The organism is Lysobacterales bacterium (assembly GCA_014946745.1).
GTDB lineage: Bacteria > Pseudomonadota > Gammaproteobacteria > Xanthomonadales > Xanthomonadaceae > Aquimonas.
Genome location: JADCRD010000003.1, coordinates 568244 through 589058, shown reverse-complemented (window position 1 = coordinate 589058; position 20815 = coordinate 568244). Strand labels below are relative to the sequence as shown.

17 protein-coding genes and 1 other RNA gene are annotated in these 20815 nt (G+C 65.9%); 6 read left to right on the top strand and 12 right to left on the bottom strand.

Features of this window, described 5'->3' with window-relative positions; all coding sequences use genetic code 11:
- Window positions 1–116 precede the first annotated feature (116 nt).
- Window positions 117–362: a prevent-host-death protein gene (locus tag H4O13_18180; protein MBE5317323.1), complete on the top strand. Its 246-nt coding sequence runs from the start codon at window positions 117–119 to the stop codon at window positions 360–362.
- 141 nt (window positions 363–503) lie between these two features.
- On the opposite strand, the gene sucD is transcribed toward H4O13_18180, so the two are convergent.
- The 5 genes from sucD to rsmI all read right to left on the bottom strand — a co-directional run bounded on the left by sucD (window position 504) and on the right by rsmI (window position 5379).
- Complete coding sequence (gene sucD, locus H4O13_18175) at window positions 504–1379, bottom strand: succinate--CoA ligase subunit alpha (GenBank protein ID MBE5317322.1); 876 nt, start codon at window positions 1377–1379, stop codon at window positions 504–506.
- 59 nt (window positions 1380–1438) lie between these two features.
- Window positions 1439–2602, bottom strand: a complete 1164-nt coding sequence (gene sucC, locus H4O13_18170; protein ID MBE5317321.1) for an ADP-forming succinate--CoA ligase subunit beta — start codon at window positions 2600–2602, stop codon at window positions 1439–1441.
- Between the two features lie 698 nt (window positions 2603–3300).
- Complete coding sequence (locus H4O13_18165; GenBank protein ID MBE5317320.1) at window positions 3301–3864, bottom strand: Ax21 family protein; 564 nt, start codon at window positions 3862–3864, stop codon at window positions 3301–3303.
- 276 nt (window positions 3865–4140) lie between these two features.
- An RNA gene (gene rnpB / locus H4O13_18160) (RNase P RNA component class A) lies at window positions 4141–4496 on the bottom strand.
- A gap of 49 nt (window positions 4497–4545) precedes the next feature.
- Window positions 4546–5379 (bottom strand): 16S rRNA (cytidine(1402)-2'-O)-methyltransferase, encoded by an 834-nt coding sequence (rsmI, locus tag H4O13_18155; GenBank protein MBE5317319.1) that lies wholly within the window; start codon window positions 5377–5379, stop codon window positions 4546–4548.
- Between the two features lie 215 nt (window positions 5380–5594).
- Here rsmI and H4O13_18150 point away from each other — a divergent pair, with 215 nt between their 5' ends.
- The 5 genes from H4O13_18150 to H4O13_18130 all read left to right on the top strand — a co-directional run bounded on the left by H4O13_18150 (window position 5595) and on the right by H4O13_18130 (window position 13817).
- Complete coding sequence (locus tag H4O13_18150) at window positions 5595–7379, top strand: penicillin-binding protein activator (protein MBE5317318.1); 1785 nt, start codon at window positions 5595–5597, stop codon at window positions 7377–7379.
- Entirely contained in the window at window positions 7357–7725 is a 369-nt protein-coding gene (locus H4O13_18145; protein MBE5317317.1) for a YraN family protein, read from the top strand. Before H4O13_18150 ends, H4O13_18145 begins: the two co-directional genes overlap by 23 nt.
- Window positions 7726–7832: 107 nt before the next feature.
- On the top strand, window positions 7833–8756 hold the full coding sequence (locus H4O13_18140; GenBank protein MBE5317316.1) for a branched-chain amino acid transaminase: 924 nt from the start codon (window positions 7833–7835) through the stop codon (window positions 8754–8756).
- A 207-nt stretch (window positions 8757–8963) separates the two neighbouring features.
- On the top strand, window positions 8964–11933 hold the full coding sequence (locus H4O13_18135) for a diguanylate cyclase (GenBank protein ID MBE5317315.1): 2970 nt from the start codon (window positions 8964–8966) through the stop codon (window positions 11931–11933).
- Window positions 11934–12080: 147 nt separating this feature from the next.
- Window positions 12081–13817, top strand: a complete 1737-nt coding sequence (locus H4O13_18130) for a diguanylate cyclase (protein ID MBE5317314.1) — start codon at window positions 12081–12083, stop codon at window positions 13815–13817.
- 267 nt (window positions 13818–14084) lie between these two features.
- On the opposite strand, the gene H4O13_18125 is transcribed toward H4O13_18130, so the two are convergent.
- From H4O13_18125 to H4O13_18095, 7 genes are all read right to left on the bottom strand, one after another.
- A complete protein-coding gene (locus tag H4O13_18125; GenBank protein ID MBE5317313.1) occupies window positions 14085–14552 on the bottom strand; it encodes a hypothetical protein in 468 nt (155 codons plus the stop codon).
- Between the two features lie 69 nt (window positions 14553–14621).
- Window positions 14622–14978: a hypothetical protein gene (locus H4O13_18120; protein MBE5317312.1), complete on the bottom strand. Its 357-nt coding sequence runs from the start codon at window positions 14976–14978 to the stop codon at window positions 14622–14624.
- 101 nt (window positions 14979–15079) lie between these two features.
- Window positions 15080–15487, bottom strand: a complete 408-nt coding sequence (locus tag H4O13_18115; protein ID MBE5317311.1) for an ankyrin repeat domain-containing protein — start codon at window positions 15485–15487, stop codon at window positions 15080–15082.
- A 923-nt stretch (window positions 15488–16410) separates the two neighbouring features.
- Complete coding sequence (locus H4O13_18110) at window positions 16411–16764, bottom strand: hypothetical protein (GenBank protein MBE5317310.1); 354 nt, start codon at window positions 16762–16764, stop codon at window positions 16411–16413.
- Window positions 16765–17419: 655 nt separating this feature from the next.
- The gene (locus tag H4O13_18105) at window positions 17420–17632 is read right to left on the bottom strand and encodes a hypothetical protein (GenBank protein MBE5317309.1); all 213 of its coding nucleotides are present in this window, start codon (window positions 17630–17632) and stop codon (window positions 17420–17422) included.
- 508 nt (window positions 17633–18140) lie between these two features.
- Complete coding sequence (locus H4O13_18100; GenBank protein MBE5317308.1) at window positions 18141–19247, bottom strand: hypothetical protein; 1107 nt, start codon at window positions 19245–19247, stop codon at window positions 18141–18143.
- A gap of 48 nt (window positions 19248–19295) precedes the next feature.
- Window positions 19296–19892, bottom strand: a complete 597-nt coding sequence (locus H4O13_18095; GenBank protein ID MBE5317307.1) for a hypothetical protein — start codon at window positions 19890–19892, stop codon at window positions 19296–19298.
- Window positions 19893–20815: the final 923 nt, after the last annotated feature.

Sequence of the window (20815 nt, the reverse complement as noted above, 5' to 3'; positions counted from 1 at the left end):
TCCCGACCATCCCTGGCCGGGCTAGCAGGCTGTTTTTCAACAGCCTGCTAGAGATCTCGCCGCGACCCACTGCCTCCGCTGAGGTCGCGCCTTGCCGAGAATGGAGCAATCGAATGATGAGCACGGTCGAGGTGGTGGAAGCAGAGTCCGGGCTGCCGCGCTTGGTCGCAGCGCTGGAGCGAGGTGAAGCATCAGGCTTCGTGATCACCCGCAACGGCCAGCCAGTCGCACGACTTCTGCCGGCACACGCCCCCTCAAGCGCACAGCGGATTGGGGTCGCGAAGGGTGCCTTTGAGGTTCCAAACCAGGCCGAGGGTGGTGATCGAGAGCTCGCGCACCTGTTCGGTGTCGATTTGGATTAGACCCACTCTCTCGGACATGGTCCGACAAGCGCTCAACGCTGGCGGGGCGTGGCCGACAGGCCGCGTCGCTTGAGGTAGCTGACCCCAAAGCAAAGGCCGCCCGAAGGCGGCCTTTGCGTGCAAGCGCGCTGCAGCCGGCGCTTACTTGTTCATCAGCTCGAACAGCGCCTTGCCGAGGTCGGCCGGGCTGCGCACGGTCTTGACGCCAGCGGCTTCCAGTGCGGCGAACTTGCCGGCCGCGGTGCCCTTGCCGCCCGACGCGATCGCGCCTGCATGGCCCATGCGCTTGCCGGCCGGGGCCGAGGCGCCGGCGATGAAGCCGACCACAGGCTTGGTGACATAGCCCTTGATGAACTCGGCGGCTTCTTCCTCGGCGCTGCCGCCGATCTCGCCGACCATGATGATGCCCTCGGTCTGCGGGTCGTCCTGGAACAGCTTGAGGGCGTCGATGAAGTTGGTGCCGTTGATCGGGTCGCCGCCGATGCCGATGCAGGTCGACTGCCCCAGGCCGACGTCGGTGGTCTGCTTGACGGCTTCATAGGTCAAGGTGCCGGAGCGGCTGACGATGCCAACCTTGCCGGGCTTGTGGATGTGGCCGGGCATGATGCCGATCTTGCATTCGCCGGGGGTGATCACGCCGGGGCAGTTCGGGCCGATCAGGACGACGTCGTCGTAGCCGTTCAGCACGTTCTTGACCCGCAGCATGTCGAGCACCGGGATGCCCTCGGTGATGCAGACGATGACGCGGATGCCGGCGTCGGCCGCTTCGAGGATGGCGTCGGCCGCGAACGGCGGCGGCACGTAGATGACCGAGGCATCGGCGCCAGTGGCGTCGACGGCTTCCTGCACGGTGTTGAACACCGGCAGACCGATGTGCTCGCTGCCGCCCTTGCCGGGGGTGACGCCGCCGACGACCTTGGTGCCGTAGTCCAGCATCTGCTGGGCGTGGAAGGTGCCCTGCTGGCCGGTGAAGCCCTGCACGATCACCTTGGTGTTGGAATTGACCAGAACGCTCATGGGTCTTGGATCCTTGGTGGGTGGGCCCGCGGCGCGCTGCGCGCCGTGCGGGCGCGCAATTACTTGCGGATGGCGGCGACGGCCTTGCTGGCGCCGTCGTTGAGGTCGTCGGCCGGGGTGATGGCAAGCCCGCTGTTGCGCAGCAGCTCCTTGCCCTTCTCCACGTTGGTGCCCTCAAGACGCACGATCACCGGCACCTTGACGTCGACTTCCTTGACCGCGGCGATGATGCCCTCGGCGATCATGTCGCAGCGGACGATGCCGCCGAAGATGTTCACCAGGATGGCCTCGACCTTGGGCGAGGACAGGATCAGCTTGAAGGCCTCGGTGACGCGCTCCTTGGTGGCGCCGCCGCCGACATCCAGGAAGTTCGCCGGCTCGCCGCCCGCCAGCTTGATCACGTCCATGGTCGCCATCGCCAGGCCCGCACCGTTCACCATGCAGGCGATGTTGCCGTCCATGGTCACGTAGTTGAGGTCGAACTTGCTGGCCAGCACTTCGGTCTCGTCTTCCTGGCGGATGTCGCGCATAGCCACCAGCTTGGGCTGGCGGAAGCTGGCGTTGTCATCCGAGTTGACCTTGCCGTCGAGCGCGACCAGGTCGCCCTTCTGATCGATAGCCAGCGGGTTCAGCTCGACCAGGGACAGATCACGCTCGTTGAACAGCTTGTACAGGCCCAGCATCAGCTTGGTCAGCTGGCCCACCTGCTTGGGGTTCAGGCCCAGGGCAAAGCCGAGCTTGCGGCAGTGGTAGGGCTGCACGCCTTCGACGAAGTTGACGATGAGGGTCTGGATCGCGTCGGGGTTTTCTTCCGCAACTTTTTCGATCTCAACGCCGCCCTCGGAGGACGCGATGAAGGTGATGGCCTTGGCGCCGCGATCCACCAGCACGGAGAGGTAGAGCTCCTTGGCGATGTCGGTCGCTTCGGTGATCAGCACGGTGTCCACCGGCAGGGCGACGCCGCCCGACTGGTAGGTGGCCATGCGGGTGCCGAGCATCTTCTTGGCGGCTTCGCGGACGTCGTCGTAGGTCTTGACCAGCTTGACGCCGCCGGCCTTGCCGCGGCCGCCGGCGTGGATCTGCGCCTTCACCACCCAGTGGTCGCCACCCAGCTTCTTGGCGGCATCGACGGCTTCTTCGGGAGTGCGGGCGATATACCCGGCGGGGACGGCGATGCCGAATTCGGCGAACAGCTCTTTGGCCTGATACTCGTGGAAGTTCATGCTGCACCTGGCTTCGGGGGAGGGCCCGGCGCGCAGGATCCGGCGCCGGAAGGGGCGACGCACCGTAGGGCTACCGGCGCGATTCAGCGCGGCATTGTCGCCGTTCAGGCTGCCGATGCCAAGCAAACCATGGTCGGTGGGTTTTTGACCGGGGCGGCATCGCGATCCGGCGCGTGCATCCGAGCCCCCATAGGGTGGGTCTTGACCCACCGCTTTGGCGGTCTCCGCGCTGGCAGGGGCGCATCCAGTGGCTGAGGCGAGAGTGAAGCTCAGGTGGGTCGAGACCCACCCTATGGCGCCCTGCGACTGTGCCTTATGCGCCATGCGACTGTGCTCGGAGTGCCGCAAATGACGACGCCCGGCGCAAGGCCGGGCGTCGGGTGCTGCGGTGTCGCTCGTGGCTCAGAAGCTGAGGCGCGGGCCGAAGAAGTACTGCTCGACGCCATCACCGAATCTGGCGTCGACGACCAAACCCCAGGGGCCCGCATAGGGTGGGTCTTGACCCACCGCTTTGGGGGTCTCCGCGCTGGCAGGGGCGCATCCAGTGGCTGAGGCGAGAGCTGAGCTCCGGTGGGTCGAGACCCACCCTATGCGCCTTGCGACTGTGATTGATGCGCCGTGCGACTGTGCTCGGAGTGCCGCAAACGACGACGCCCGGCGCAAGGCCGGGCGTCGGGTGCTGCGATGTCGCTCGTGGCTCAGAAGCTGAGGCGCGGGCCGAAGAAGTACTGCTCGACGCCGTCACCGAATCTGGCGTCGGCCACCAGACCCCAGCTCGGGTTGAAGTTGTACTGGCCACCAATGCGGCCGTAGTAGTCGCCGCTACCGTTCTGGGGACGCTCATAGCCAGCGTAGATGTAGCCCTCGAAGCTGGGTGCCAGCTGGCTGCGCACTCCGACCTCGGTGAAGTACGACTCCCCTTCGAAGGACAGGTCGAACGGGCCGTTGAAGTCAAAGTTCCGATAGCCGAGACGGGCGACCAGGTCAGTGCTCTGGCTCAGCTCGTGGTTGTAGCCAAAGCCCAGAGTCCAGCTGTCGACGTCGGAATCCGCCGCATCGATATCCAGCGCCTCGTAGCCGCCAAAGGCGTGGAAACGCGAGCCGAGTGCGACCGAACCGTTGAGGACCGCACCGTCAACCTTCGCACCGAGTCCATTGACGCGGGCATAGCCGCCTTCGACGTAGCTGTAGGAGAGATCGCTGGCGTTGGCGGCAACCGGCAGGACCGCCAGCAGGCCGAGGGCGATGAGGGAACGCTTCATGGGTGAACCTCCTTGTGGTGTGTCAATGGCGCCTGCGATGGCAGGCGCCCACCCGGACTCGTTCCGGGCGCTGCTTGGGATGCTCTACGACAATCCCGATCGGGGCAGCGGGGCGGAGTCTCGGCGCGCCCGATTGAGGATTCGCTGAACGCCCACGAGGCAAGGAGCTGGCGGATCACATGCGATTCAGGCTGTGGCCTCACGGCAGCGAGCCGGCGCAAGAAAGCCCGACGCTCGACCCGCCCGCCAAGGCGAGCGGATCGAGGTCAACGGAAGGGGCGAAGTCGGCCTGTAAGCCGGGTTCTGTCGAGGACCGTCATTCCTCTAGGCCCTGCGTCGCCGCAGGGCTCAAGCAACCTACCCGAAGGCAACGCGGGCCGCGCCAACGCCTTCCTATTTGGTCTTGCTCCGGATGGGGTTTGCCGTGCCGTCCCTGTTGCCAGGTCCGCGGTGCGCTCTTACCGCACCGTTTCACCCTTACCACGCATGTCTTGCGACACCGTTCGGCGGTCTGTTCTCTGTTGCACTTTCCGTCGGCTCGCGCCGCCCAGGCGTTACCTGGCATCCCGCCCTGTGGAGCCCGGACTTTCCTCGAAGGTGGCAAGCACCCTCGCGACGATCCGGCCAACTTCGCGGCGCGCAGTGTACGCGCTCAGCGGTCGCACCCGCTGAACACCCGGCTCAGCTGTCGCTGACGGCGGCGTACAGCGCCTTGCGCGGCGCGCCAGAGAGCTCGGCCGCGAGCTTGGCGGCCTTCGACGCCGGCAGGTGCTCGCGCAGCACCGCGAAGATGCGCTGGCCCTCGCGCAGCGCGGCATCACTGTCTTCGGGCGCGCCCTCGATCATCAGCACGAACTCGCCGCGCTGCTGGTTGGGATCGGCCCGCAAGGTCTCGACCAGCTGCGGCAGGCGGCCGTCGAGCACGGTCTCGAACAGCTTGGTCAGCTCGCGCGCAACCACTGCCCGGCGCAGCTCGCCGAATACGGCGACGGCATCCTCCAGGCATTCGAGGATGCGGTGGCTGGACTCGTAGAACACCAGGGTGCGCGGCTCGCCCAACAGCGTCTGCAGGCGCTCGCGGCGAGCGCCGGACTTGGCCGGCAGAAAGCCCTCAAAGGCGAAGCGATCCGAGGGCAGGCCCGCCACCGACAGCGCGGCAATGGCCGCGCAGGGCCCAGGCACCGGGCTCACTTTCAGGCCCGCCGCGCGGGCAGCGCAGACCAGACGGAAGCCGGGATCGCTGATCAGCGGCGTGCCGGCATCCGACACCAGGGCAATCTGTTCGCCCGCGCGCAGCCGCGCCAGCACCGCCTCGACCTGGGCCGATTCGTTGTGCTCGTGCAGGGCCAGCAGCGGTCGCTTCAGACCCTTGGCCGCCAACAGCTGCTGGGTGTGGCGGGTGTCTTCGGCGCAGATCAGATCGGCCTCGGCCAACACCTGCTGCGCGCGCGGCGAGAGGTCGTCGAGGTGACCGATGGGCGTGGCGACGACGTGGAGGCAGCCGGTTGGGAGCACGGGATTGGGGATTCGGGATTGGGGATTCGTGGGCGCCAGCGGCGGCGTCGAGGGCGCGCCGTGGCGCGGCGTCATGCTAACTGCTGCAGGCGTCGGCGAGATCCGGAGCCCGCCGTCAAGCCTGCGAAAGCATCGGTTTTCTGAATCCCGAATCCCCAATCCCCAATCCCCGCTCTTAAACTCCCGCTTCCGACTCTCCCGCCGAGCCCCCGCCCATGCGCCGTCTGCGCCCCCTGTTCTGCGCCCTCCTGATCGCCACCGCCCTGAGCGGCTGCGACAGCACGCCGACCCGTGCGTCGACTTCGCCCGAGCAGGAGATGGCCGAGCGCCTGTACGCCGAGGGCGACTTCCCGATGGCGGCGCAGGCCTTTCTGGATGCCGCCAAGCGCTCGCGTGCGCAGCGCGATCTGCTGACCCTTCGCGCCGCCGAAGCCTGGCGCGAGGATGGACAGATCGAACAGGCGCGCCCGCTGGTGGCGAACGTGGGCGAGCGTCGCCTCGATGTCGACGGCCTGCTGCGCCTCAACCTGCTGCGTGCCGAGATCGCCATCGCCGACCGCGAGCCGCAGCGCGCGCTCGACGTGCTCGGCCAGCCGATCGAAGCGGTGCCGGAAGGCCAGCGCGATCGCGTCTACTTCCTGCGCGCGCAGGCGTTCGCCGGGCTGGATCGCCCCTTCGATGCGGCGCGCGAGCGTGCGGCCCTCGAAGCCTGGCTGCCGGCGGGCGAGCGCGAGGAGAACGCGCAGGCCATCGCCTCGCTGCTCGGGCAGATGCGTCCGGCCGAGCTGCAGCGGGCCAGCGCCGCCCTGCGCCGCGGCGATCCCCTGTACGACCACGCCGCGCGCCAGCTGCGCTCGCTCGGCCTGGCCATGCCCTCGGCCTCTGGCGTGGCCATCGCATCGCCGGAGCAGCGCGCGCGCCGGGTCGCCCTGCTGCTGCCGCGAACGGGCCCGCTGGCTGCGGCCGGCGAAGCGGTGCGCGACGGCTTCATGGCCGGCTACTACGCCGATGCCGGCGAGCGCCCCGAAGTGGTGCTGTACGACGCCGGCGACAGCATCGAGCAGAATCTGCAGGCCTTCCGCGAAGCCAGCGCTGACGGCGCCGAGCGCATCGTCGGCCCGCTCTCGCGCGAATCCGTCACCGCGCTGTTCGAGATGGGCACCCTGCAGGTGCCGGTGCTGGCGCTCAACCGCGGCACGGTCACCCCGCCACCGGGCAGCCAGAGCTTCGCGCTCAGCCCCGAAGACGAAGGCATGGCCGCGGCCGAGCGCCTGCTGGCGCTGGGCTACCGCCGCATCCTGGTGGCCAACGGTGGCGACGAACATGCGCGTCGCGTGCTCGCCGCGCTGCTGCCCACCTTCGCCCGCGGGGGCGGCAGCGTGGTCACCGAGATCCAGCTGCCCGAGGGCAGCCCGGACTACTCGGCCGAGATCCGGCGCGCCATCGCGGCGGCGGGCTCGCGCGCTCCCGATCCTGCTGTCACCACGCCCGACCGTTCGGGCGCCGTGCGGGTCGATATCGACGCCATCTACCTCGCGCTGCGCTTCGAACAGGCGCGTCTGCTGGTGCCACAGCTGCGCTCGGCCGGCATCTTCGATCGCCCGCTGCTGGCCAGCTCGCAGATCCGCGGCGCCGACGGCAACACCCGCCCCGAACGTGATTTCGACGGCATCGAGTTCACCGAGCTGCCCTGGCTGCTGGGCGCCAGCGGCCCGGGCCTGCCGACGCAGGACGACACCCGCCGCCTCAGCACCGCGCAGGGGGCCTCGGCGCGTCTGTTCGCCTTCGGCCTCGATGCCTATCGCGTGCTGGCCGCCCTGCCGGCGCTGGCGCGCCTGCCCGGCAGCGCGATTGAAGGCGCCAGCGGCAGCTTGAGCCTCGACGAGTTCGGCCAGATCCAGCGCCGCCCCGGCTGGGGCCGCTTCCAGTCCGGCCGCGCGCTGCGCATTCCCAGCGAAGAGACGGGCCTGCCGCTCGATGGCAGCGCCGGTCTCCGCTGAGGGCGCCCGCCGCGAGGCGCAGGCGCGGGCGCATCTCGAAGCGCAGGGCCTGCGCTTCCGCGCCGCCAACGTCCGCTACCGCTTCGGCGAACTCGATCTGGTGATGGAAGCCGGCGAGATGCTGGTCTTCGTCGAGGTGCGCTATCGCCGCAGCGGCAGCCACGGCGGCGCGCTGGCCTCGATCGGCGCGGGCAAACGCCAGCGCCTGTGGCAGGCCGCGCAGGCCTACCTCGCGGCGAATCCCGCCCTGGCAAAGCGCCCCTGCCGGTTCGACGTGGTCGCCATCGAGGGCCAGGGCAGCGGCGAGCGCCTGCACTGGCTGCAGCATGTGCTCGAATCGGCCTGAAGGGCCGGCTTTCGACGAGCGCGGCGCGATGACCTTTGTCGCCTTGCCGCGCCCGTGAGCGCTCGCGCATCATCCGGGGCCCTTCTCACGCCCCGACGCACGCGCCCATGAGCACTCCCCAGTACCCCGAATTCATTTGGCAGAACGGCGCAATCAAGCCCTGGGCCGAGGCCACCACGCATGTGATGGCGCATGCGCTGCACTACGGCTCCTCGGTGTTCGAGGGCATCCGCAGCTACGAGACCCCGAACGGCCCGGCGATTTTCCGCCTCACCGATCACCTGGTGCGGCTGTTCCATTCGGCCAAGATCTACGACATTCCCATGCCCTATGACCTCGCCACGCTGGCGCAGGCCTGCCGTGACGTGCTGAAGCGCAACGGCCTCGGCAAGGGCTATCTGCGGCCGGTGGCCTACCGCGGTCTGGGCGGCTTCGGCCTGTCGGCCGACTGCCCGACCGACGTCGCCGTGGCGGCCTGGAACATGGGCGCCTACCTCGGCGCGGGCGTGCTTGAGCAGGGCATCGACGCCTGCGTGTCGAGCTGGCAGCGGATGGCGCCGAACACCATTCCGACCGGCGCCAAGGCCGGCGGCAATTACCTGTCTGGCCAGCTGATCGCGCGCGAGGCGCGACGCCTGGGCTTCGGCGAGGGCATCGCGCTGGCCTCGACCGGCCTGCTCAGCGAGGGCGCGGGCGAGAACCTGTTCCTGGTGTTCAACGGAGCCCTGCACACGACGCCGGCCTCGGCGGCGATCCTCAACGGCATCACCCGCCACAGCATCATGACCCTGGCCCGCGAGCACGGCATCGAGGTGGTCGAGCGCGACATGCCGCGCGAGTACCTCTACCTCTGCGACGAGCTGTTCATGTGCGGCACCGCCGCCGAGATCACGCCGATCCGCAGCGTTGACGCCAAGCCGGTCGGCACCGGCAAGCCCGGCCCGGTCACGGCGCGCATCCAGGAGCTGTTCTTCGGCCTGTTCAACGGCCGCACGCCGGACCGCCACGGCTGGCTGGAGGCCGTGGGCTGATAGGTTCAGGCCGCGGCGGGCGACAGCCGCTCCGCCGCGGCCCGCGTCTCAACGTCACCGTCGTTGACGGTTCAGGTCTTGCATGCATCTCGGGCTCGCTCACGTCGGCCTGCCCTGCCCCAGATGCCCTGCCTGCTTCGCCTTGCGGTTACGGTGTGCTCCTGCCCTGCGCGGCGATGCGCCGGGCTGCGCGCGGCGGCGGCCTGCGTGTTCGTTCTGGGCCTGCTGCTCGCGGGCCTGCCCGGCAAGGCGCAGGCGCTTGCGGCAGAGCAGCGACCGCTCGACCAGTACAACCTCGAAGTCTGGACCACGCGCGAGGGCCTGCCGCACAACACGATCAACGCCATCACCCAGAGCGCTGACGGCTACCTGTGGCTCGGCACCTGGGAGGGCGTGGTCCGCTACAGCGGCCTGCGCTTCCAGAACTTCGACTACAACGCCGGCACGGGCATGCTCGACTCCGGCGTGCGCGCGCTGGCGATCGAAGCCTCGGGCGGCCTGCTGGTGGCAGGGTCGCGCGGCAGCATCGTGCGGCGCGCAGAAGGTCGCTGGGAGCCCATGCCCACGGCACCGGCGCTGGTCACTGCAGTGCTGCGCGATCGCTCGGGCCGGCTCTGGGCGGGCACCGAGAACGGCGGCCTCATGCGCGTCGACGCCAACGGCACCCGCGAACACTTCAGCGTGTCCCCCGAAACCGGCGGCGGCAGCGTCTACGCGCTGGCGGAAGACGCCCTGGGCCGCATCTGGGTGGGCACCTCACGCGGCCTGATGCGGGCGCAAGACGACCGCTTGCTGCCCGCTCCTGACAAGCTAGCTGCGCTGGGCGAGCGCCCCGTTCTGTCCCTGCTGTTGGGCCCGCAGGGGCATCTGCTGGTTGGCACCGAACAGGGGCTGTTCACCTCGCGTCAGCCGATTGCTGCCGCCGCCGATCCCGATCTCGGCTTCGACGCCATCGAACCCGCCTTGGCCAAGGCTTCGATCAGCCGTCTGCTGCTCGACCGTCAGGGCCAGCTGTGGATCGGCACCGTCTCACAGGGCCTCTACCGCCGCAGCGGCGCCGTGCTGGATGCGATGGATACCCGCAGCGGCCTGCCCAACAACCGCGTGCTGGCGCTGTTCGAAGATCGCGAGGACAACCTCTGGGTCGGCACGAACGGCGGCCTGGTCAGGCTGGGGGCGGCCCCGTTCTCCACGCTCAGCCGCAGGCACGGCTTGGCCGACGACTTCGTGCGCAGCGTGCTCGAGCTGCCCGACGGCGGCCTGCTGGTCGGCACCAGCCGCGGCCTCAGCCGCATCAACGGCCACGGCGTCCAGCCCTGGCCCTCGGCGGCGGTCGGCGCGCTCTCCGACCTCTCGGTGCTGAGTCTCGCGCCGAGCGCGCGCGGCGTCTGGCTCGGCAGCTATCACCAGGGCGCCCTGCGGGTGGAAGACACGGGCGTGGCAGAGCGCATCGACGACGCGTCCGGGCTGCCCTCGAACGAGGTGCGGGCCATTCTGGAAAACACGCGCGGCGAACTCTGGATCGGCACCACCCAAGGCCTGGCGCTGCGCAAGGACGGCGCACTGCAGATCTTCGGTCGCAGCGAAGGCCTGCCCGGCGAATACATCGTGGCGCTGTTCGAGGACTCGGAGGGCGCGCTCTGGGTCGGTACCGGCACCGGGCTTGGCCGCATCCACAGCGGCCAGGTCGAGACCATCGCGCTCGGCCGCGAACTGGGCATCGAATCGGTGTTCGCCATCCACGAAGACCTGCGTGCTGGCGCACTGTGGCTGGCCACCGATCGCGGACTGCTGCGCTGGCGCCGCAGCGACGGCCACATCGCCGCGGTCGGGCACGCCGCGGGGCTGCCGTTCGAGAAGTTCTTTGCCGTGCTGCAGGATGCCGCCGGCGATCTCTGGCTGACCGGCAACCGCGGCGTGCTGCGCCTGCCCAGCGCCGCGGCCCATGCCTATGCGGACGGCAGCAGCAGCGAGCCGGTGCCCTTCGAGCACTTCAACGAAGCCGACGGCATGGCCAGCGCCCAGTGCAACGGCGGCTCGATGCCCGCGGCGGTGCGGCGCGCTGACGACAGCCTGTGGATTGCCACCGCGCAGGGCGTGGCCTACATCAAGCCAGCGCGCCTGCACGATTTCGCCGAGCAGGCGCCGCCCGTGGTGATCGAATCGGTACTGGTGGACGGCCAAGCGCTGCCGCTGAACGGCCGCCTGGACCTGCCCGCAGGCACCAGCCGCATCGAAATCGGATTCACCGGCCTCGCCTTCGTGATGCCGCAGCGCGTGCGCTATCGCTATCGCCTGCAGGGGTTCGACGAGGACTGGGTCGAGCGCGGCGAGCAGCGCAGCGCCGTCTTCACCAACCTCGGCCCCGGCCACTACTCGCTGGAGGTGCAGGCCGCCCACCCCAATGGGCCGTGGAGCGAGCAGGTCGCGCGCATCGATCTGCGAATCGCACCGCAGCTCTGGCAGCGCCCCTGGGCCTGGCTCATCCTGGCCGCAGTTGCCGCTTTGGCAGTGCATGGGCTGCTGCAGCGCAGGCTGCTGCGCGCCCATCGGAACGAACTGCGGCTGGGCGACCTGGTCGAGCAGCGCACCGCCGACCTGCGCCTGCAGGCGCAGCGCCTGCAGCAGGCCGACCTTGAGAAGAGCGAACTCATGCAGCAGCTGCGCCAGCAGGCCGAGGCCTTCGAACGGCAGGCCCGCGAGGACGCGCTGACCGGCCTCGCCAATCGCCGCGCGCTCGACGAACTGCTGGCCTACGAGTTCGCGCGCGCCGGCCGCAGCGAGCAGCCGCTGTGCGTGGCCCTGGTCGACTTGGACCACTTCAAGCGCATCAATGACGAGCTGTCCCATGCCGCCGGCGACGCAGTGCTGAAAGCCGTGGCCGAACGCATGCGCGGGCTGTGTCGCGAGATCGATACGGTGGCCCGCTGGGGCGGTGAGGAGTTCGCCCTGCTGCTGCCCAACACCCGGCTGTCAGACGCGCTGGCGGTCTGCGAGCGCGTGCGCGCCGGCGTCGAACGGCTGGAGCTCGACGCGATCGCGCCTGGGCTGCGCACCACCATCAGCATCGGCATCGCCTCGCACGAGGGCCACGCCGACTACGACCGCATGCTGTCGCAGGCCGATGCCGCCCTGTACGCGGCGAAGCAGGCGGGCCGCAACCGGGTGGCCTGCTGAGATGGACGCGAGCAGGACCGCAACTCCGGCAGCGTGGCCTGGCGCCTACCGCACCGTCGTTCTGCGATCGGCGTACGCTCGACAACGCACGAAACCCGTTGCACGCGCTTCTGAACTTTCCCTGCGCCTTCCGGAATCGCTTCGACCATGAGCCCACATCGCCCCTCGAACGGATCGGAGCCCGCGCGCATCGCACCCTCGGAGCTTGCGCGCGAAACCCTGAAGCGGCTGGCGAACCTTAGGCTGCCGCCGACGCCCGAGAACTACTCGCGCATCTATCAGCAGATCAGCGGCGAAGAGCCGGTCGCCGTGTTCCCTGAGGAATCGCTGCGCGCCCTCGTGAACGCCCTGCCGCGCGGCACGCCCGCCCTGCTCAATCTGGCCCGCCAGTGCGAACGCGCACTCGCCCAGGGCAGCTGGAGCGAACTGCGCAGCGCACTCAGCACGGGCCTGCTGGAAATCGTCGACGCCGAGCTGCCCTGGGCCTCGCTGCTGCTGGAAACCCTCCGCGAGCTCGACCCGGATCGCGCCGGCCCACAGCGCGGCCTGCGTCAGCTGCAGCTGCTGCAGCTGCTGGCCCAGCCGATGGAAGCCGCGCAGCTGCACCGGCGCATGGATGCTCTGGTGCGCGACTGGCGCAACCGCCGGCCGAGCGAACCGCGCGAAGAGGCCGCGAACACTCCCAGCGAAGGCCTGCACGAGCTGCTGGCCGGACTGCTGCACGAAGGCATCGCCCCGCTGCTCGAAAGCCAGCCCGCGCTGGCCCACGAAGCCCGCCTGCTCGCCACCCAGCTGCGCGAATCCAAAGGCGAGTTCAACCTGCAGGCACTGGGACAGCAGCTGCATCGATTCCAGCGCGGGCTGGAGCTGGCCGGGCAAAGCGAAGCCGCGCTGCGCGACGCCCTGATCGACCTGCTGCGGCTGATCATCGACAACATCCGCCTGCTGGTGGTCGACGACCACTGGCTGCACGGACAGCTGGGCCTGCTGGCCGAATCGCTGCAGGACCAGCTTGACGTGCGCATGCTGGAAGAGGTCGGCCGTCGACTGCGCCGGGTCATCGAAAAGCAGCGCCATCTCGCCCGCCAGATCTCCGATGCCCAGCAGCGGCTGAAGGCCCTGCTGGCCGGCTTCATCGGCCGACTCGGCGAACTCACCAGCACCACCGCGAGCTACCACGACGTGCTGAGCGACTGCGCCACCCGCATCAGCGAGGCCGACAGCCTCGACACCCTGGCCGACGTGGTCAGCCTGCTGCTGGTACGCACCCGCGAAACCCGCGAGACCGCCGCACGCTCGGCAGAGGAGCTGACCGATCTGCGCGAGCAGGTCGAAACCGCCAACCAGAGCGTGCTGGTGCTGCAGCGCGAGCTGGAGGAAACCAGCCAGCTCGTGCGCCTCGACCCGCTCACCGGCGCGCTCAACCGCAAGGGCCTCGACGAAGCGCTGGAGCGCGAGATGGCGCGCATGCAGCGCCTGGGCACTCAGCTCTGCGTGGTCGTGCTCGACGTCGACAACTTCAAGACCATCAACGACAGCCACGGCCACCTGGTCGGCGACGAAGTGCTGCGCCACATCGCCACCGTGCTGCGCGAAACCCTGCGCGGCAACGACTCGGTGGTGCGCTTCGGCGGCGAAGAGTTCGTGCTGCTGCTGCCCGGCGTCGGCGTCGAAGAAGCCAGCAACGTCGTGCAGCGCCTGCAGCGCGAACTCACCCGCCGCTTCTTCCTCGCCAACACTCAGAAACTGCTGCTCACCTTCAGCGCCGGCGTCACCGCCTTCGCCCAAGGCGAACACCCCAGCGACGTCATCGACCGCGCCGACAAGGCCATGTACGCAGCCAAGCACGCGGGCAAGAACCGGGTGATGGTGGTGGAGGCTTGAGAGTGAGGAGGCTCGTTTGCGCGGCACTGCCGCGCGAGCCGACGAACGCCCGAGCGCTGTGCGCGAGGGCCGGGCCGAAGGCAGGAGGCTCGTTTGCGCGGCACTGCCGCGCGAGCCGACGAACGCCCGAGCGCTGTGCGCGAGGGCCGGGCCGGGATTCGGGATTTGCAGCTCCCCCGTGCCACAGGGCCAGACAGCCGAGCGGTGGGTAGGAGCCTGCTAGCAGGCGACCAGCCTTGGCCAGATCAGCAACCGCTGAACCCAGCCTCAACGAACCCGCTGGAAGTACTCCCTCGCATGCAGGTCCGGAACGCCGGGCTCGGTGCTGCCCATGTAGACCCACACCGTGTCAGGCCCGACAAAGTTGAAGGTAGTTGCGCCGTCCCCTGTGCCGAAGGAGCGCTTCGCAGACCACACGATCGTGGAGTCACCGCAGAAGAGCAGCCTGTAGGGCTTGCGCTCGTCCGAGCCTGCGAAGGGTCGCAGCTGGCCGTCGACCGGCACTTCGATGTCAGGCATGACCTGATGCAGCTCGCTGTCGGAGAAGGTGAGCGTCATCTGGCCCATCAGCGCCTCAAGGAACTCCATGGCCTTCGGTTCAAGCTTTGCGTTGTCACGCAGGAAAGCCATGGTGGTCGGCCCGTCCGATTTCCAAGTCCCGATCAGGCTGAGGTCGCATGCGGCGACGCTGCTGCAGGGCATCGAGACAAGCACGTACGCGATGAGCTTTTTCATGAGCAGGAAGGCCTGGGACGTGCTGCGCCGAAGCGCGAGGTCGGCTTGTATGAACTGGCGCGCGCTACGCTAGAACACCATCACATGGTCAACGAGGTAGCGGCCGTCCTGCTGCACCAGCACCATCTCGGCGACAAAGTCACCGGGCTGCCGGGTGAAGCGCTGCTTCCAGACCAACGCGACCGAATCCGGGCGACGAAAGACGGCAACGAACTCCCGCTCGGCGAAATAGCCCTTGCTGCTCTGGTAGTCCTGACAGATCCACTCCAGCTGCTGCCTGGACAGGCGCTGCTTGAGGCGATCGGTGAAGTCGCGGACGTGCCGGTCGTAGTCGATGGCCGTGGATGCCTCCATCAGGTTGTCCATGATGGGGTTCGCCACCGACAGGATGTCCGCGTCCGATTTCGTAGCCAGATCCACCCACATCCTCCTGAGTGCCAGTCTTTGGCGCTCGCGACACGCTGAGCGCTACGGGGCGCGTGGCGCTTCCAGTGCCTTGGAAGCAAACCAAGCCCGCGCTTTCACCCTCAAGCGCCCTGAGCCGCAAGCCAGGCGGCCACCTTCGCCTTTCCACGTGACGCTGCGAGCTGCGCGGGCGTGCGTCCATGAGCATCCGGCCGCTTCGTGTCCGCACCCGCACGGACGAGCGCACGAACTACGCCGAGACCTCCCCAACCCGCCGCCCAGTGCAGCGCGGTCATGCCGTCGGCCGACACCAGATCATGGCGCGCGCCAAGCTTCAGCAAGGTGCGCACGGCCGTGCAGTTGCCCCAAGCCGCCGCGCCGTGCAGCGGAGTCTCGCCAATGTCATCCCTGAAGTTGACCTCGTGCCCGCGCGAAACCAGGCGACGAATGCGCCGCGACTCGTTGCACCACGCGGCGCCGTGCAGCGGTGACTCCGCCTCGCCTCGTGCGCCCGAGCTTTGTTCACGCATGCGGAGCACTCCGCGTCATTGAGAAAACGTGGATCGTGAACTCGTCGCACCACTCACTTTGGCAATTCACCGCGGCGCAAGCGCCAACGCCAAGTGGGCCGCTCGCGCCGCAGCCATCCAGCCCGCACGAACATGTGTGGCGGATCAGGACATGTACGCGGTATTCACGCGCGGCGCTCATTCGCCAGCCCTCGAACTCCAGACAAAACCCTCGCCACGCGCGTCCGCTCTGGCGATCACATATCCAGCGCACTGGAAATACTCGTGCCTGGGCGTGTCGAGGACGCTTGAGGGCACATCCTCAGGCCACCACCTCGCGTCAAGTCGTGGCGCCAACGTCTCCAGCCCTTTGGTCTGAAAGCAACCTTCGGGAACGGCCAGCCCGCGCTCCGCGGCATAGGCGAACGACACTGCCCACTCGTTGGTGTCGAGATCATGGATCTCTCGAATCTGCCTGGCATGCTCAGGCAGCCAATCAGGCACCCACCCCTGTCGTACAATCCCCGAGGCGACTGCATCGGCCATGCTCTCGTGAGACGAACTGAAGACATCTGGATTGATGCAAGAGACCAACCCGGCGGTGAGGACCACGATGAAAACTCCCCGGCTCGACTCGGCAAACAAGCGCGACAGAGGGTGGCCAGGTGAGCGCGGCCGGTCTGCGGCGCGGGCCGGGAAACAGAGTCTTTGCAAGTCAATCCACTCCGGCAATCAAGGAACACCAGATCTGCAACGCTCCGGAAACAGCGCAGTTGCCCGCGGAGAGCGAAAGCATAGGAACGCAATGTGAAAAACAAGACTTGAATCCGAACTTCACGAAATCTATCGCAGCGAATGCACCACAGCCACATAGTTTCGCCTATCCATTCGAGACCGCACGCCGGAACGATGATTGAACGGGTCTGCACGCTTTCGACAGGAAGCTACTTCACTATGCATTCTTGAAACTCGTTCCCATCGACCTGGTTCAATGCCAGATACGCGGTTGCAACACACTTCTTAAGTTCATTCGCGACTTCCTGAGCCTCTCCATCGGCCATTGTTTCGGGAATGATGCTGTCATTTTCCTTGAGGCAGTGCGGGACGACTAGCGCATTCATTTGGGCTCGACATAGCTCCTCCGAGTCAGCTACGCACTCCAGGAATCGCTCGGACTGACACAGCGCATCAGTCAGCTGCTTGCCAGATACAGAAATGAACTCCAACTTGCTCATTTCCTGTGATGACGCAGCACCGCAAATACTTGCCATTGCAACAAAGACACAGATTCTTTTCATCGCTTCCTACTTTTGGACGTAACCAGCGAACCAGGCAGCCAGATCAATGCCATGGCGTTGGATACGGAGTGTGGTTTTGTTTTGACATGCGCTGCAACGGACCGTAGGCGCGCGAGCCGGCTAATCGTCGCACCGTGCACCGTGCACTTAATGCGTTGAGGACGAGACATGCGCCGACACTACGCCGGCCCATGTGGAAAAACGAGACCTGCGACAGGATTTTCTGATCATTTCATTCTCCAAGAAGGGGAGAGGGGCGGAGAGGAGGTGAAAACAACCGTGCACCCACTTTTCAGAAAGCTCTCTAGCGACGCGGTGCACCCTCGGCGCGGCCTAACGCCGTACCGAAGGCGTCGGCTTGAATGACGATCTAGGCCTGAACTGCCACGAGCTCGCGGCAGGCGACCATGATGTTCGGCAACAACGACTCTTCAGTGAAACCCTCGTGCCCAGGTCCTTCGAGCAGATGTGCGATATGGATGAACTCCATTAGCGACGGATGGTGGTTCAACTTCTTGCCAATGCCTCCAACAAGCCCACAACCCAGATGTGGGTCCATGGTTCCGGACAGGACCTCGCGAGCCACCCGACGAGCATCCTCAATGGTCCCAAGCTGTCCATTGATAATGGCCTAACGCTTGAGCCCAGCGGCAAGTTAGTCATCGGGTGCCTGCGAGGCACTCGATGCCGCTTTGGACGCTGCTCGCCGCGAAGCGACGATGCCGATCGCGGCGCCGATTGCGATACCAGGCCCCATACCAAGAGCCAGATTGCCCAATGCCACGCCGAGCCCTGCGCCGATGGCGACACCGATACACAGACCAATGCCGACGTAGCGACCTGCCGATGCGTTGTTTCCTTTCTGCATGGAATTCTCCTCAGATGCCCAACGCTGGAGCTGCCGCTTGAACGACGTTAGGCGCTACCAAACAAACGGCGAGCGCCCGCTGAAAGTTGGCACAACTGGCCAAACTCTGTAGTGATGGAGGCGGAGACACGCCACTCCTCTGGTGCGCCCTGCATACCAGCGATCTCAAGGAAGAACGTTACCTCCCCAAGCGGCGAGCACATTGCAGACAATCGAAACTCTCCCTCCAATGACTCCCAGCTCTCGACGCCGGTCCATGGGCGCTCATTGGCGGCTAGGCGTGCAAAGAGCTCTGCGACGCCAAGAGCGTCGGTATACGCATAGACCACTTGGGTAGCGTAGACAGACCGCCCCTTGAGCTCGACCGTAAAGTGATCGTCAATTGACGACAAAAACACAAGTTCGCGCTCAGAAGAATTTGACTTTATCGAAAACAGGGCGAGTCCTCCATTAAGTCTAACACCTGAGTTAAGCCGCGGCGCGAAGCGGCGTCGGCTTGAATGAATTGTTAGGCAGCGCCTTCAATGGGTCGCAGCCTGAGCTCATCAATTACTTCATACGGCGCATCTCCCCAGCCCTCATCGCCTGGTAAAGGTGGAATGGCAAGCCAATGAGTTACTTCCGAGTGCTCGAAGCGCGTCTTCTTGGGATAGAGATCCGGGTGGCACCGAGAATCAACTAACTCGACCACTTCGGAGAATAGCTGACGCTCCTTGAATTCCGATGCGCAAAGCGATGCCATCTGAAAACAAGCGCGTAACGCCTTGTTTGCGACAGCATGGTCAGGCGCCGTGCCGCGATGGGCAAAGTTGTTTCGAGCCTTGCGTACTTCATCGAGCTCTTCGTAAACCTCCGCCGGCAGCAGCCCTTTCTGGTGCAGAACTTCCAGCTTGGCTGAAACCGTCCACGTGCGGTGGTCCTCTAGGAAAGCTCGGCGCTTTTTAGACGGCGGCGTTGGGTAGCTTAGAACGTGGCGATTCCACGCTGTTTCTACGATTCGCTCTGTTGTCGTCCATAGGTGCAGCAGCGCCTCGGCCCACTGTTTTCGGACGTAGAAGGTTGCCCCGTAAAGAATCTGCTCTTGGGGCACGGGGCCGACCCGGGACAGAAGAGATCGGCCCTTCTTAAGCGACGCTTCCAAGTCTTCCGCAGTAACGATTTCTGGCGAAAAAAGCGAGATGTTGTCTAGCGTTCCGAGCATTTTCATTCGCGCGGCTTTATGCATAGAAGCCGCTGGCCCGTAAGCGCCGCCGAGAATTCTGCTGTAGCCATCCATCGACAGTGACCCGTAGCCGATGTCGTCCGGTTCTGCCGCTTCGCAGTAGAGGCCACCTACTAGAAGTTCAACGAGGGTTTGATTGAACTTGGCCAAAGCTGCTTCACGCTCGCGGTACTGCTCGATCGCGGGGAGAACAAAGGTGCCGTCAAAGCAAACCCCGAGAGAAAACGGTGCGATTCCCACGTCGAGGTATGTAGACATGCGATGAAGCTTCACGTAGTCGTAGGAGCGCGAGTTGACTTCATCCAGGGACGGCTTCCACGCGTCCGCTTCACCTCGGCACACGAAGCGAAACGGCTTAGCATTAGCCGTGATGATTGGAGTGCCCTCTTTCACGTGCCTCAAATCTCCGTGCGCTGCCTAACGCGTGAGTTAAGCGGATAGTTAGGGGGCGATTGACTTGAAAGCACCATATGCGGCCTCGGCACCACAGAAGAAGTACACAAATGAACCGACGCCAGACGCTACCGTGAGGATATGCAAGCCAATGCCGACACGGCCGTGCCAGCGCTTGCTGCCGCCATAGGCAAGCTGGCAGAGGTAAGTGAGCGCAGAGGTGAGTGCGGCGCAAAACACACCAAAGACGAAGAGCTGTAACGAATGGGCAAAAGGCATTACAGCCTTAGCCGTGGTTGCCGATGTCGCGAGATGACCGATGAACGCCAGAAGGGCAACTGCCGCGCCACCGTTAATGAAGAAGATGCTTTTGATCGCACTCTGGCCGAGCGCAATGATCTGACGAAAGGACTCCAAACTCCACTCGTTGAAGTGCGCGTTATCTGCAATCCACTTCGATAGGCGGGCTCGGTACTCCTCGAGATTTGCCTCTGCGACCATTTGCTGCGAAGGCCGACCAGATGCCTCGCGCTCTAGAGAATCCAAGAACGACTTAAGCGCGGCCGGGTCTATCGCCTTGTGGCCTGCTGCCTCAGCGTCCCGAACCGCCGCTCGAAGATTCTCAATGACTTCGCGACCATCCATCCTGATGCTCCCTAACGCCGTGGTAAGCGGCCTGCGGCCGACAGTGATCGGTTCACTCGAAGCTTCTCCCCGCAGGTCCGCTTGACCACACAGTTAGGGTTGCTTTGTGCTAGCCAGAAGCAGCCGAGCCTCACAGCCACGAAGCCAAAGAGCAATTGCAACGGCACCCGTGGTGTAAACGACGGAGCCGGAAAGAAGAAGGATGCCGTTGACGGCTAGCGGCGGCACCGCGAATGTGACCAAGGCATTGTAAAGGGTGCCGATGACACCAAGAACTGCGAAGACGCTGTAGGTGGCCTGCGCAATTGAACGAGAGCCCGGAAGGCGTGCAAGAAGGGATAGCCCAAGCAGGAACAGCAAAATCGAGAACGCCGACTCGACAGAGACTAGCCCCGGAGCCTCATAGCCAGCGAATGCAGCCAGAGCGAACGTAGCTGCGACGACGGCCATGAACCGAGCGGATGCGGCCTTCGCAGATTGCGGGGTACCTGACATGCCAATCCTAACGCCGGAGCTAAGCGGCAGCATCAATCGCGAAGCGATTGATCTGTCCGCTTGAGCGAACTGTTAGGCCCATATGCTAATCCGCATGGACTCAAACTCAAGGGGCCCATCGAATGGCAATGCTTCACCAACATCCACGATGAAGCCAAGCACTTCAACTAGCCCCCCTGACTGATCGCGAACCTTCCCGCACCCTCGATACGTAAAGCTACCAACGCTTTCGAGACGCTCAGCAGCGCGCAAAAGCTTCGCTTCCTCTGGCCAGTCTGTGAGAAAGGCCGCCTTTACGCTCTCGCAGGCGCCATGGAGGCGATTGGGAACACGTTGCCCAGCCACAAGATTGCAGGGATGACAAAAGGCAACGATCTCGCCCCTGTCACTTGCCAGGGTGACTTCGGCCGATTCACCGAGCGATTCAA